This window comes from Planobacterium oryzisoli (assembly GCF_015354315.1).
GTDB classification, from domain to species: domain Bacteria; phylum Bacteroidota; class Bacteroidia; order Flavobacteriales; family Weeksellaceae; genus Planobacterium_A; species Planobacterium_A oryzisoli.
Genome location: NZ_JADKYY010000006.1, coordinates 31,358 through 45,097, shown reverse-complemented (window position 1 = coordinate 45,097; position 13,740 = coordinate 31,358). Strand labels below are relative to the sequence as shown.

The 13,740-nt window shown below is 45.8% G+C and carries 14 protein-coding genes and 1 tRNA gene; 11 read left to right on the top strand and 4 right to left on the bottom strand.

Features of this window, described 5'->3' with window-relative positions; genetic code table 11:
- Positions 1 to 21 precede the first annotated feature (21 nt).
- From IC612_RS05930 to IC612_RS05900, 7 genes are all read left to right on the top strand, one after another.
- Entirely contained in the window at positions 22 to 3,165 is a 3,144-nt protein-coding gene (locus tag IC612_RS05930; protein ID WP_194739264.1) for an efflux RND transporter permease subunit, read from the top strand.
- Between the two features lie 31 nt (positions 3,166 to 3,196).
- The gene (locus tag IC612_RS05925; RefSeq protein WP_194739263.1) at positions 3,197 to 4,609 is read left to right on the top strand and encodes a TolC family protein; all 1,413 of its coding nucleotides are present in this window, start codon (positions 3,197 to 3,199) and stop codon (positions 4,607 to 4,609) included.
- An 89-nt stretch (positions 4,610 to 4,698) separates the two neighbouring features.
- Positions 4,699 to 4,772 (top strand) — tRNA-Ala (locus IC612_RS05920).
- A gap of 160 nt (positions 4,773 to 4,932) precedes the next feature.
- The gene (locus tag IC612_RS05915) at positions 4,933 to 5,451 is read left to right on the top strand and encodes a hypothetical protein (RefSeq protein WP_194739262.1); all 519 of its coding nucleotides are present in this window, start codon (positions 4,933 to 4,935) and stop codon (positions 5,449 to 5,451) included.
- Between the two features lie 86 nt (positions 5,452 to 5,537).
- Complete coding sequence (locus IC612_RS05910) at positions 5,538 to 5,837, top strand: putative quinol monooxygenase (RefSeq protein ID WP_194739261.1); 300 nt, start codon at positions 5,538 to 5,540, stop codon at positions 5,835 to 5,837.
- A 424-nt stretch (positions 5,838 to 6,261) separates the two neighbouring features.
- Positions 6,262 to 6,495 (top strand): hypothetical protein, encoded by a 234-nt coding sequence (locus tag IC612_RS05905; RefSeq protein WP_194739260.1) that lies wholly within the window; start codon positions 6,262 to 6,264, stop codon positions 6,493 to 6,495.
- A 148-nt stretch (positions 6,496 to 6,643) separates the two neighbouring features.
- Entirely contained in the window at positions 6,644 to 7,024 is a 381-nt protein-coding gene (locus IC612_RS05900; RefSeq protein ID WP_194739259.1) for a hypothetical protein, read from the top strand.
- Between the two features lie 6 nt (positions 7,025 to 7,030).
- Here the strand turns inward: IC612_RS05900 and IC612_RS05895 are convergent, their stop codons facing one another.
- From IC612_RS05895 to IC612_RS05885, 3 genes are all read right to left on the bottom strand, one after another.
- Complete coding sequence (locus tag IC612_RS05895; RefSeq protein ID WP_194739258.1) at positions 7,031 to 7,798, bottom strand: TIGR03915 family putative DNA repair protein; 768 nt, start codon at positions 7,796 to 7,798, stop codon at positions 7,031 to 7,033.
- Positions 7,798 to 9,057, bottom strand: a complete 1,260-nt coding sequence (locus IC612_RS05890; protein WP_194739257.1) for a putative DNA modification/repair radical SAM protein — start codon at positions 9,055 to 9,057, stop codon at positions 7,798 to 7,800. The genes IC612_RS05895 and IC612_RS05890 overlap by 1 nt, the downstream gene beginning before the upstream one ends.
- Positions 9,058 to 9,270: 213 nt before the next feature.
- Positions 9,271 to 9,792, bottom strand: coding sequence for a pyridoxamine 5'-phosphate oxidase family protein (locus IC612_RS05885; protein ID WP_194739256.1), 522 nt, complete (start codon positions 9,790 to 9,792; stop codon positions 9,271 to 9,273).
- 154 nt (positions 9,793 to 9,946) lie between these two features.
- Between IC612_RS05885 and IC612_RS05880 the strand changes: the two genes are divergently transcribed.
- Together IC612_RS05880 and IC612_RS05875 are read left to right on the top strand one after the other, a co-directional pair.
- Positions 9,947 to 10,486, top strand: a complete 540-nt coding sequence (locus IC612_RS05880) for a DUF2975 domain-containing protein (protein ID WP_194739255.1) — start codon at positions 9,947 to 9,949, stop codon at positions 10,484 to 10,486.
- Positions 10,487 to 10,489: 3 nt separating this feature from the next.
- Positions 10,490 to 10,696, top strand: a complete 207-nt coding sequence (locus tag IC612_RS05875) for a helix-turn-helix domain-containing protein (RefSeq protein ID WP_194739254.1) — start codon at positions 10,490 to 10,492, stop codon at positions 10,694 to 10,696.
- Between the two features lie 14 nt (positions 10,697 to 10,710).
- Here IC612_RS05875 and IC612_RS05870 read toward each other — a convergent pair whose 3' ends face one another.
- Entirely contained in the window at positions 10,711 to 12,246 is a 1,536-nt protein-coding gene (locus tag IC612_RS05870) for a SulP family inorganic anion transporter (RefSeq protein WP_194739253.1), read from the bottom strand.
- A gap of 171 nt (positions 12,247 to 12,417) precedes the next feature.
- Here IC612_RS05870 and IC612_RS05865 point away from each other — a divergent pair, with 171 nt between their 5' ends.
- Positions 12,418 to 13,281, top strand: a complete 864-nt coding sequence (locus IC612_RS05865) for a universal stress protein (protein ID WP_194739252.1) — start codon at positions 12,418 to 12,420, stop codon at positions 13,279 to 13,281.
- A 13-nt stretch (positions 13,282 to 13,294) separates the two neighbouring features.
- Positions 13,295 to 13,738 carry a GNAT family N-acetyltransferase gene (locus IC612_RS05860; protein ID WP_194739251.1) on the top strand — a complete coding sequence of 148 codons (444 nt, stop codon included), beginning with the start codon at positions 13,295 to 13,297 and terminating at the stop codon, positions 13,736 to 13,738.
- Positions 13,739 to 13,740: the final 2 nt, after the last annotated feature.

Here is a 13,740-nt window from a genome sequence, read left to right as displayed (position 1 = left end):
TACAGATAATAACCGTGTACTATGATTAAAAAATTTATTGACCGGCCGGTGCTCTCTACCGTGATTTCCATTATGATTGTCATTTTGGGGATCCTGGGACTTCTCGCTCTGCCGGTAACCCAATATCCCGACATTGCGCCTCCAACGGTACGGATTTCCGCCAATTACACCGGAGCCAATGCGCAGACTGTGATGAACTCCGTGGTAATCCCAATTGAAGAACAGGTCAATGGGGTGGAAGGCATGGACTACATCAGCTCCTCCGCCGGCAACGACGGATCGGCCTCCATACAGATCTTCTTCAAGCAGGGCATCGATCCCGATATTGCCGCAGTGAACGTTCAGAATAAGGTACAGCGGGCACTGCCGCTGCTTCCTTCCGATGTGACCAGAGCGGGGGTAGTTACGCAAAAACAACAAACCAGTGCCCTGATGTTTCTCTCGTTCTATACCGACAATCCCGCTTTGGATGAGGTATGGCTTCAGAACTATATCAATATCAACGTCATCCCTGCCCTTAAGAGGGTCAATGGGGTTGGTGATGCCATGGCATTTGGAGGAAAGACCTATGCGATGCGTATATGGCTTGATCCTCAGAAGATGGCCTCCTACGGGGTGGAACCTTCAGAGGTCTCGGCAGCCATCAATGAGCAGAGCCGCGAGGCCGCTGCAGGGCAGCTGGGCCAGAACGACGGAACTTCCTTTCAGTATGTAATCACCTATAAAGGAAAATTCCAGGAGGTAGAGGAGTACGAGAACATCATTGTCCGTAGCCTTGGAGGGGGTCAGTACCTGCGACTCAAGGACGTTGCTAAGGTGGATCTCGATGCGCTTTCCTATACCGGTATAGGAGAGAACAACGGAAGGCGCTCCATTTCCATGGGTATCTTCCAGACTCCGGGATCCAACGCCCAGGAAATCATCGGAGAGATTAATACCTACCTCCAGGAGGCGCAAGGTACTTTCCCGGAAGGCATTGGCTATACGATTAACTTTGATACCAACGAATTCTTAACTGCCTCCATAGGTAAGGTAATCACTACACTTATCGAGGCCTTCATACTGGTGTTTCTGGTGGTTTTTATTTTCCTCCAAGACCTTCGCTCTACCCTTATCCCTGCCATTGCCGTTCCGGTATCGATCATTGGGACCTTTTTCTTTTTAAATCTTCTAGGCTACTCCCTAAACCTTCTCACGCTCTTTGCTTTGGTGCTTGCCATCGGGATTGTGGTGGACGATGCCATCGTGGTGGTCGAAGCGGTCCATGCCAAATTAGAGCACGGTATTGACGATGCCAAGAGAGCCACCGTTCAGGCTATGGATGAGATCACAGGAGCAATTATCTCTATTACGCTTGTAATGGCTGCGGTGTTTATTCCCGTTACGTTCCTGCAGGGTCCTACTGGGGTATTCTATCAGCAGTTCGGTATCACCCTGATTATAGCCATCCTTATCTCGGCCGTTAATGCCCTTACGCTCTCGCCGGTGCTTTGCGCACTGCTTTTAAAGCCAACGCACCATGCACAAAAGCAGTACAGCGAGATGAACTTTAAGGATAAATTCTTTTACAAATTCAACGCGGGCTTTCATACGGCAACCAACCGTTACGGACGCTCTTTTGTATATCTTCTTCGCCATAAGTGGGTGACTTTAGTGATTTTTGCCGCCGGGGCCCTTACCTTCTGGTGGGCAAGTGCAACGATGCCTACCGGTTTCATTCCTAAGGAAGACCGAGGAATCATATTTACCGATGTGCAGCTTCCTCCGGGAGCTTCCATGGAGCGTACCTACGCGATATTGAAGGACCTTCAAAAAGAGGCGCGTGGCATCGACGGGGTACTAAACGTCACCTTTACGGCAAGCCGTGGATTTATGTCTGGCTCCGGATCCAACGTAGGGCAGGCCTTCATCAAGCTTAAACCGTTTGATGAGCGCGGGGATGAGCAAACCGTAGAGGTGATCACCGGTAAGCTCTTTGGACTAGCCTCAAAATATCCCGATGCCAAAATCATTTTTTTCTCTCCGCCTAGTGTTCCAGGATTTGGACAGAGCGAAGGGTTTAACTTCGAACTTTTGGATAAGTCGGGTGGCGACTTAAACCAGCTCAATACTACTGCACAGGCCTTTACTGCAGAGCTTATGAAGCGTCCGGAGATACAGTTTGCCTCTACCTCCTTCAATACGAATTATCCGCAGTACGAAATGGTGATTAATGTACCGCGCGCAAAGGATGTGGGCGTTTCGGTAAACAGTATTTTAAGTGCCATGCAGGGGTATATCGGGGGAATTTATTCGACCGACTTTACTAAGTACGGCAAGCAGTTCCGTGTGATGATCCAGGCATTGCCTCAGGACCGCGCCTCGGCCGCAGACCTTGGAAAACTCTATGTACGTACCGAGAGTGGAGTAATGACGCCACTCTCCCAGTTTGTTACTCTGGAACGCACCTTTGGGCCGCAGTCCATCTCTAGATACAACCTCTTTACCTCGGTAGGGGTGAGTGGATCCAACAACCCGGGATATTCCACCGGGGATGCGATCCAGGCCATCCAGGAGGTGGCATCCTCCTCCCTTCCGGTAGACTACGAAGTGGAGTTCACAGGGCTTACCAAAGAGGAAATGACCGCAGGATCCCAGACGTATCTCGTCTTTTTACTGAGTTTCCTTTTTGTGTATTTTATTCTTGCGGCGCAGTACGAGAGTTATGTACTTCCTCTTGCGGTGATCGTTTCCCTACCTCTTGGTGTAGTAGGAGCCTTCTTCGGACAGAGAATCATGGGGCTGGAAAACAATATCTACTTTCAGATTGCCATTATCATGCTCATTGGACTTTTGGCCAAGAATGCAATCCTTATCGTGGAATTTGCCTTGCAGAGAAGAAGAAGAGGGGAGAGTATTGCCATGTCTGCAATCAATGCAGCAAAGGCACGTCTACGACCTATTCTTATGACCTCCTTTGCCTTTATTTTCGGAATGCTTCCTTTGGTGTTTGCCAGTGGGATTGGAATGGTTGGGAACCGCTCCATTGGTACGGGCGCAGCAGCAGGACTACTTATAGGAACACTCTTTGGTCTTTTGGCCATCCCAGTGCTTTTTGCCATCTTCCAGTGGCTGCAGGAAAAGATCAGTCCTTTAAAAACCAAGGAAATCCATCTCAATGAGTAAGACGGATTCCCATAGTATTAAACACACAGCAATGACACAATTACATACAATTAAATCCTTCGTACTTGCAGGCCTGCTTCTTTTGGTTCTAGGATCGTGCGTAGCACAGAGTAAATACGAGACACCGGAAGATGTGGTGGACCAGTCGCTTTTTCGCACCGATCTGCTTCCTAAGGACAGCGTCTCGATAGGAATGATGCCTTGGAAATCGCTCTTTACGGACCCTCTTTTGCAACAGCATATAAGTACGGCTCTTGAGAATAACCTGGATGTGCGCATGGCCCTGCAGAATATTGGCTCTGCAGAGTCCTACCTAAAGCAGAGTAAAAATGCGTACCTGCCTACAATTAATGTAGGGCCGGGATATACCTTTAGTACACAGAGTCTTAACACGCAGTTTGGGGCAATCATTGGCGAGCGCCGAAAGATCAACCAGTACGACGCTACGGGCAGCATCAACTGGGAGCTGGATATTTGGGGCAAGATGGCTGCGCAGGAGCGCGCGCAGCTGGCCTCCTACCTCTCAACCGTCTCAGGACACCAGGCCATCAAGAGCGATCTTGTGGCAGCCATTGCCAGTGCCTACTATCAGCTACTGACCTTTGATGAGCAGAAACGCATCATAACACAGACCATAGAGCTTCGAAACAAAAACCTAGAGACCACTAAAGCGCTTAAAGAAGCCGGAACACTTACCGAGGTTGCTGTACAGCAAAGTCAGGCGTTGGTATATAATGCCCAGGCCCTACTAGTAAGTATGGACGTGCAGATTGAGCTTTTAGAAAATACAATCAGCCTTTTGAAGGGTGAGCCTTCGGGTGCGATTGCAAGGGGCTCGCTTTTTAATCAGAATCTACCAATTGAGGTAGACCTTGGTTATCCTTCTGCGCTTCTTGCCAATAGGCCAGATGTTCGGATGGCCGAGTACGATCTAAGAAATGCCTTTGAGCTTTCCCGTGCTGCCAAAGCGCAGTTCTATCCTCAGCTCCGAATCACGGGAAGCTCCGGATTGCAGTCGGTGGATATCGATGAGCTGTTCTCGGCTAATTCCATCTTTGCTAACGTAGCAGCAGGACTTCTTCAACCGGTACTGAATAAGCGTCAGATCCGTACGCAGTATGAGGTGAGTCTCTACAACCAGGAGCGCGCCCTTCTGAATTTTAAGAAGGCCGTTCTTACAGCCGGCAAGGAAGTCTCCGATGCAGTAAAGATGTATACCTCTCAGGATGCGTTCATTCAGGTAAAGCGCAAGGAACTCGAATCGTATGAAAAAAGTGTTGGTTTTTCTCAGGAACTGGTCAACTACGGGATGGCCAATTATCTGGAAGTGCTCAACGCTTCGGTAAACCAGCTAAATACCGAGCTTGCCATATCCAATGCACAGTACGCAAAGATGCAGTCCGGCGTAGAGCTCTACAGGGCTCTGGGTGGGGGTTGGAAATAAAGAAAAAGCAAAGCAGAAATAAATTGGATTTCTGCTTTGCTTTATTTAAGAAATTTCTTATCATTGCACTCTGTTATTATAACAGATACGGGGGATTGGCGCAGTTGGCTAGCGCGTTTGACTGGCAGTCAAAAGGTCACGGGTTCGAATCCCGTATTCTCCACCTAGAAGCTCTGAACTATCGTGTTCGGAGCTTTTTTATTAGCTATTAAAGATGCTTTTTATAGAAAGGAGGGTTCTTTCTTTCCTTCTTATTAATGATCCCTCATTAGTTTAATCCGAAAGTCTGTATATTTAAAAGATTATTATAAAAATGCATTAGAATGGCAAATCCCACAGAACTTCAATCTGTTCTCAGCGAGTTAGGTATTTCGAAAGAGGATTATTTGTTTCTTACCATTAAGACAGTATATCTGTATCAGATGAAATCGGGAGAGAAAAATGTGGAGTACCGTGCTCCTTCAGATTCTATTTTTACCAAACTATATAAGGATTTTAATCAGTACCAATTTAATAAGCCAAAACAGTTAGCGTACATACTTTTCCAGGCCGGATACAATTCTGATAGCCCAAGGATGCTAATTGAATTAAAGGGCTGGAGCTATAAAGGAGAAAATCATCCAAAATCACTGGACACGTTTGGGCACCCTATAGACTCGCGCGATGTGAATCTGATACTTGGTTCCATTGTCTATGAAAACTTGGATATGTCCAGGGAAGGTGAATTCCGGGTTAAGGCGTTGAAGGAAGATGGTCCCCAAATCAAATCTTTAAAATCACGACAAAACATAAAGTTAAAAATAGCAGGGCGACGCTCGCAGATTGGCCGTGGGGATCGGTAAGGTACAGTCTAAGCACAACGATGAGTGTAGAAGTTATACTTTCGTTATTGAAATCTTCTTAAAATTCAAATCTAATATTATAAAATATGTATTTACTACAAGGAAAACTTACTGCTGTTGATGGGGCTCAGGAGGAGCTTGCCTCTATACTAATAGAAGCCTCAAAACTAATGGAAAACGTAGAGGGCAACGAATTTTATCTGGTAGGGAAGGCCCTAGAAGATGCCAACGGGGTATACGTGACAGAACTGTGGCACTCGAAAGAAGATCATGACAATTCATTACAATACCCAGGTGTAAAAGAACTTATTATGCGTGCAATGCCACTGCTAGACGGAGCGCCTGAAAAAGGCAAAGAAATTCAGGTGTTAAACGCAGTGAAATAGAAATTTTTATGTGGAGATTCCTAACTAACTAAATACTGCACTAGACCTTAATTAATTTTACACCATAGAAAGAATGAAAAAATTTCCTCAGCACATTACCGAAAAATTAAAAAATTACGTTTATATCTATTCGGATCCACGCACAAATGAAGTTTTTTATGTAGGTAAAGGTAAGGGGAATAGAGTCTTTGACCACCTTAAGGAAAAGCCTGAATGAGAAAAGGTGGCCTATCTGAAGGAGCTTATTAATAAGGGAGTGTAGCAAATGAATTAAAATACGAGAGAGATAACATTTAAAAAAGATTTTTGCACTATCCATCTGGGATTGCAAATATATTACAGTGGTCAATATTATACTAAAGAAACTGTAATTGACTTTCTTCAGAAATGGCAAATAAAACTATATAACGACACCGGAAAACGTTTGTTCGCAGCTGTTAGCAATTACGACTTAACCTTATTTGAACATACTGAGGAACATATCGCAATCCGAATAGTCAATTTGCCGGTTAATGTAGATGATGGCTTTAGTTTCAATGAAGCCGTTAAGGATGTAGCGTATAAACTGATGATAAAATTCAAGCAAAACCGAATATTAATTGAGCTTAATGAAGAAAATTTGCTTCTAGAGCAGAGTGATGAATGGGAAGACAATTGAAAAATATAATCAGGGAATGAATTTAATATCTATAGATTTCGAGTGGCTATACTAACCCTACACTACTCAATGCGTTGCGATGTCGAAATGCGAAATTTAGTTTTCAAAGTACATTGAATTTTGGATATATTTACGAAAACTTATTCCCATGAAAGCATTTCTCTTTTCCTTTACTTTTTTATTAGGAACCCTCTTTGCCTCTGCACAGTCCCAAACTTCCTTCTCTCAAGGGGATATTCACGGATTCTGGGAGAACAAAGGTTTGTATGTTCTAAAGATAGAAGAACATACTGCCACGCTCAACGAACTTATCAGCAAGAACTATCCTCAAAAGCTTCGCCACAATGTGTTTTACAACACCATTAACCACCTAGGCGGCAACAAATGGACTGCAAATCGCTTTCAGTGGAAATTCACTGATGGAAACCCTAACAATGGACGATGGGTGAATGAAGGGGAAACCACTCTAACCATGAGCAGTGATAAAAAGTCCTTCACCGAAGGAAACCGGACCTTTGTTCGAAAGTAACCCAGCCTATAAGTTTTGTTTTTCCGTTAGGTACTTCCAATATCTTTTGGGCACGTGCTGCACATGCAATTTGGTGTTCTTTCGTTCCAATATAGTGGTACTGGCAAAATAGTCTCTCCACAAAGATTCGTACGCACTTTCTTCGCTGTGCAATAGTACTGTGGGACGGCGAAGTTCGGGCAGCATCTCCTCCGGTGGATTGAAGTGCTCGACTTTTTTTAAATCATAAAATAATCCATAGCTCCTTTTTAGATCATAAAGAATCCATTTTTGCGCGCTATAGCGTTTCTTAAAATGAGGAGCAATCAAAGGGAGAACGTCATAATCCGGAGCAATATGGGCATAAAAACTCTCGTCCTTTAACTTTCGGAAACGAACGAAGGCTTCCATCCGGTGTTTTTCCCGCCCTACGGATTTAACGAGTTTGGATAGGTCCAAAACCACGGGATGCGCATAGTTGCCAAGGATATTTCGCTTTTCCTGAAACAAGTATTTCAAGAAACGGTAAATAAGGTCTTCACGCCGGGAGTCTTCGGAGAGGAAGGTGCGAAGTAGCACCGATACGCCTTTCTTTCCGCACAGTCTCTCTACGGCAGAGAGTATCCGTAGGGCATTCTTTGGTGAGGTATGTACCTGTTCGACTGCGCCAAACAGGCTGGGAACCTCTTGAGCGTTGCTTAAAAAAACTACCTCTGGTAGTTTGTATTCGTATGCGTGAAAGACGGCGCTAAGCAGTCCATCAAAACTTCCGTCGTATTGAAGGGTAGAGACCATCAGAAAAGGGTAAGCTGCTGGGAGAAGTGGTCTTGGTATTTAGAGGTGGTACCGCTTAGAACCACCTGCCGCAGCTGGAGTGAATCCAGATGCTTTAGAAACGGATTGGTCGTGGAAAAATCTACGAAGAATTTGGCCCGGTTCACAGCCGCTCCCATTTTCCTTAAATGCTCCATTGTGAGTTTTTCAAACCTTCTTGTGGAGAGGATTTTCCGAGCTGTCTTTCTGCCAATCCCTGGAATACGCAGAAGCATCTCCAGACTGGCCGATTGGACAGGCACCGGAAATACCTGAGGATTCCGAAGGGCCCAGGCCAGCTTGGGATCAATTTCCAGATCCAGGTACGGCGCCCGGGGATCAAGTATTTCCCTGGCGTCGAAACCGTAAAAACGCATGAGCCAGTCTGCCTGGTAGAGACGGTTTTCGCGCACCAGAGGCACCGGTGTTTGCAGTGAGGGCAGCCGCGCATCCTGTGTCACGGGTACGTAGCCTGAGTAGTACACTCGTTTGAGGTTATAGTTCTTGTAGAAAAAATCAGCCGAACGGATGATCTGGATGTCGTTTTCTCCAGCTGCACCTACGATGAACTGGCTACTTTGTCCGGCGGGCGCAAATTTGGGCGTGGACCTAAGTACTTTGCGCTCGTCCTTATAGAGCTGGATTTCCTTTTTTAGGTAGTCCATTGGCTTTTTCATGTCTTCGTGGTCTTTGTCCGGAGCAAGAAGCTTTAGTCCCGAGGCGGTAGGGATTTCCAGGTTGATACTGAGACGGTCTGCGTAGAGGCCTGCCTCACGCAACAGTTCACTGGAAGCTCCAGGAATGGTTTTTAGATGGATGTAGCCATTAAACCGGTGGACGGTACGCAGCTCTTTGGCAATACGGACCAATCGCTCCATAGTGAAATCCGCATCCTTGAAAATTCCGGAACTTAAGAACAGTCCTTCAATATAGTTTCTTTTGTAGAAATTCATAGTTAAGTCTACAACTTCCTCTACCGTGAAGGCAGCGCGTTTAATGTCGTTGCTTTTTCTCGATACGCAGTAGATGCAGTCGTAGATGCAGTAGTTGGTTAGAAGGATCTTCAGAAGAGAGACGCACCTGCCGTCCTCGGTATAGGTATGGCAGATGCCGGAGGCTGAGGAGTTGCCCAGTCCACCGGGCGTGTTTTTTCGGTTGCCTCCACTAGAAGAACAGGATACATCGTATTTGGCCGCGTCGGCAAGGATATTCAGCTTTTCAGAGATTCTCTCAAAATTCATTCTGTAGGATGTTAGAGTTTATAACTTCGTATGAGGTTGTGCTCTATGTTTTTGGGGATTCTATTTATTGGGGTAAATGTACTGTGGATGGGCGAATATCGCACAAGGGTTTCTGTTAGAGATTCTAACAAAACGTCAGGTGCTTCCAAATGCAAAAGCCACCTCTCCATGAGGGAGAGATGGCCATAACTATAATGATTGATTTGGTTCTTTCTAAAGAATAATTTGCCCGTCTACGCCGCCGTCGTCTACATCGGCGCCTGTAATGGCTGAAAAGAGCATCTTGATGCCGGAGACTATTTTTCCGTTTTTTGTATCCCAATAGTGCCCAGAGTTGGGACGTACCGAGATCACTCGTACGCGGGGGTCGTCCTTGCCTTCAAACCACGCATTAGCCAGGTCGGTCCAGTACTTCTCTATAAGTGACTTGTCGGAATGAATCTGCGCGTATCCGTTTAGGGAGAGGTATTGGAATTTACTGTCGTTTTGGATTGTTACAATCACGTGCTGGTCCTTTTCGATGTTGTGGTTGTGCTCACTCTCCGAGGAAGAGATAAACCAGAGCACTCCGTCCTGATCCACCTCTTGAATAGACATTGGTATGATGTTAACTGAAATTTCTTTAAGTCCAGTCTGTAAAAGACACGCGTTCACCCCTTCTGCCATTTCCTTGATTTTCTTTACGGCATCCGCTGCCATTAAATTTTCTTTTGGTTGGTTATCCATATCTGCCATACTGTTTTGTTTTTTGGTTGGTATAAAAGTAAGACAGGCCAGAAAAAGTGCTCTTACATGATTTACCACAATATTTTTATGGCCGGTAGCAAAAAAAATTTTATTTATTGAATATCAATAAATATTTATTATATTTGGATAAATAATTAACGTCATGAAAAATTCAATGGAGCAATTCATCTTTATTGCACTTCGTATTCTTGCCTGGATTCTCTTTGTTGGCCTTACGATTGAAGCAGGGGGACTATTAGTTAATTTCGTATTCAGTGTATTTGGGCCGGAAAATGTTCGATTACTTTACGAGAAAATGGACCTTCAGCATTTAAAGCAGGGCAGTGCTTTTCACTATTATGCAGTGTATTCCCTGCTGCTTTTCCTCGCAGTAGGTAAAAGTTATCTTTTCTATCGGTTAACCCAGCTAACGCACCACATCAACCTAACCCATCCTTTTTCTGAAAAGGTAGTACGCACGCTCCAACAAATCACCTCCTCCGTAGTGAGCCTTGCGCTCGTAGGTTATGTAGCCAAAGATTACCTTAGGCAAATTGAAAAGTGGACAGTACTACCACCCCAAGTCGGTACCTATCTTATTGATCCGGCAGCCTTTCTTGTGATGGGCGCAATGCTTACCATCATTAGCATCATTTTCCGAAGAGGGGTAGAGCTTCAGAATGAAAACGATTTAACGGTGTAAGGTATGGCAATAGTTGTAAATTTAGATGTGGTGATGGCAAAGCGAAAAATATCTCTCACAGAACTCTCTCAGAAAGTAGACCTAACACTAGCCAATCTCTCCATCCTAAAAACCGGAAAAGCTAAGGCCGTGCGCTTCTCGACTTTAGAGTCACTTTGTAAGGCGCTGGACTGTCAGCCTGGAGAACTTTTGGAGTATGTACCCGATTAAAGAAAAGTAGGTATTTAGTCTTCGGGCATCACCAGGTAGAAAGGATCTTCCAGGATATTGACATCAATTACGGAAGCGGCATTGGAAAGAAGTCTCCTACAGTCCGGGCTTAAATGACGAAGATGCACTGTCTTACCTTCTGCGCTATAGCGCTGGGTAAGTTTGTGAAGCGCTTCGATGGCAGACATATCGGCCACACGGCTTTCCCTGAAATCTATTATAATCTCTTCAGGGTCGCCGAGCACATCAAATTTTTCAGTAAAGTTACTCACCGAACCAAAGAACAGCGGCCCGTAGATTTCGTAGTGCTTTATGCCTTGCTCATCGGTGTATTTGCGGGCACGGATGCGCTTGGCGCTTTCCCAGGCAAAAACCAGCGCAGAAATAACCACGCCGATTAGCACGGCAAGCGCTAAGTTGTGGAGAACCACAGTGATGACTGCGACAAGAACCAGCACCAAGATGTCGCTCTTAGGCATCCTACGAGCCATCTTAAAGGATGCCCATTCGAAGGTTCCGATGGCAACCATCATCATGACACCCACGAGCGCGGCCATTGGGATTTTTTCAATGAGGGGTCCCGCAAAAAGAATGACAGCTAATACAGCAAGTGCCCCCACGAAAGACGATATTCGGGTGCGGGCACCGGCACCAATATTCACTAAAGTCTGCGCTACCATGGCGCATCCTCCCATGCCCCCAAAGAAGCCATTGGTGATATTTGCAAGGCCCTGTGCGGCTGCTTCGCGGTTGGAACTCCCCTTGGACTGGGTGATCTCATCTACCATATTGAGGGTCAAAAGAGATTCTATAAGTCCTACACCTGCCATTACAAGAGCGTAGGGAAAGATGATTTCAAGGGTCTGCCAGGATAAAGGCACGGAGGGTATATGAAAAGAAGGTAAAGAGCCGCTTACCGATGCTATATCCTGTACCTGCTTGGTAGGAATTCCAAGGAGTTGTACCAACAGGAACACCACCGCAATGGCAACCAGGGAAGAAGGTACGGCTTTCGTTAGTTTAGGAAGGCCTACCACAATGGCAATTGTAAGGGCTGTAAGAGCGGCCATAATATAAAGTGGCGTACCGGAAAGCCATGGAGCGTCTGTTACTGCAGAGATTCTGAACTGCGTGACTTGGGACATAAATATAATAATGGCCAACCCATTTAAGAATCCGTACATGACCGGCTGGGGAATGAGACGCACTAACTTGCCCAGCTTAAAGACCCCCACAAGCACCTGCAAAAGGCCTGCAAGCACCACAGCGGCAAAGAGGTACTCTGTGCCATGGCCTGCCGCTAAAGCAATGAGCACTACTACCGTTGCTCCTGCACCGCCCGAAACCATTCCTGGCCTTCCCCCTAAGAGAGAGGTAACTATTCCCATCAGAAAAGCTGCGTATAATCCCGCTAAAGGCGAAAGACCCGCGAGTATTGCAAACGATAGGGATTCGGGAATCATGGTCATGGCCACGGTGAGTCCCGCCAGAACTTCCGTCTTGAAATTAGTGTTTCTGTGGAGGTCAAAATAATTAAGTACACTCTGCATAGGATAAAATTGCGGTCTGCAAAGTTACGATTTGTAAAGTGGATTTTTAATTCAGCTATTGAAGTGTTATTTAATAGGTCTAATTGTAGTAATTGATACCACAATGCAGTGAATGATTGCCACAAGTTTGCAGCTCTTATTCGTAATTTTGCAACCGATTAAACGTTAATTATGTCCCTAAGCTTTAAACACATACTAGTACCTGTAGATTTCACACCATTAAGTGAGAATGCGGCAGCGATGGCTATGGCAATGGCACAACGCCATGAGGCTAAAGTCACCCTAATGCATATATACCACCAACCTGCCATCATTACAGGAGGTGGAGGACAAGCTATAGTACCTGTTGATGTATCGGAGCATGAAGCCAACTACCAGCGGCTTTTAGAAAGTGCCAAAAGTAGTGCGCAGGAGCGGCACTCGGGGGTAGAGGTAAAAACGGAGCTGCGCTCCGGTGGTTTTATGGAAGAAATCAACCAGTACGTTCAGGACCACGCCGTAGATCTTATAGTTGTAGGCAGTAATGGACGGCAAAATTTCCAAAAATTTCTGCTCGGGTCCTTCTCCTACGATGCCATCTCTTCAGCACTTTGTTCGGTGCTGCTGGTACCAGAACTCCACGCTAAGTACAGTTTTGGGCGCATCTTACTACCTATCCGTAATGTAGAGCACCTTACGCACAAGATGCTGCTTGCCAAAAGCCTAGTGGAAAAGAATGGGAGTTTTATCAATGTACTGGGAATATCCGACTTGGGGTCGGCCTCGGAGCTGCGCGTAGCGGCCAAGCAGGCCCTTAAACCTCTTCTGGAGTATAGTGAGCGGCTTGAAGTGGAGATTTCCATCACACAGGATTCCGCTGAGGTGATTGCCCGCAGTGCCCAAGAGAATCAAAGCGATCTTGTGCTTTTAAGCGCCAGTGACCAGGACACCTGGAAATCCTTCATGGCTGAGAATTTCTTTAAAAAAGTGATAAACGCCACCCTGGTACCTCTGCTCTTTGCACGTCCCAGCCAGGACCCTAATACGTACCTTTAATAAACACAAATTAATGCAACTAAATACCTATACAAAACAGAACCCAATCGACGACTTAACCCGAGAGAAGGTAGGCAAGTTCCTCGAGAAGCACTTGGAACAGTATGGAGATCCGCTACAGCAGATTTCCCTTGCGATCAGCTACGCCCTAGGGGAAAATAACAAACCCGGAGGGGGGCTTATTGTAGGGAAAGACTCAGAAACAGGTGAGATCATTGGCGCCGTAGTGGTAAATGCGACGGGAATGGAGGGGTACATACCGGAAAATATTCTTGTTTATATTGCAACACACAATAATTACCGGGGGCAGGGACTTGGCAAAAAACTCATGCAGGAGGCCATAGCTTCCAGTAAAGGTTCCATGGCGCTGCACTGTGAGCCGGATAATCCGGCCCGAAAACTCTATGAGAAACTAGGATTTACTTCTAAGTATCTGGAAATGCGTCTAAGCAAATAACC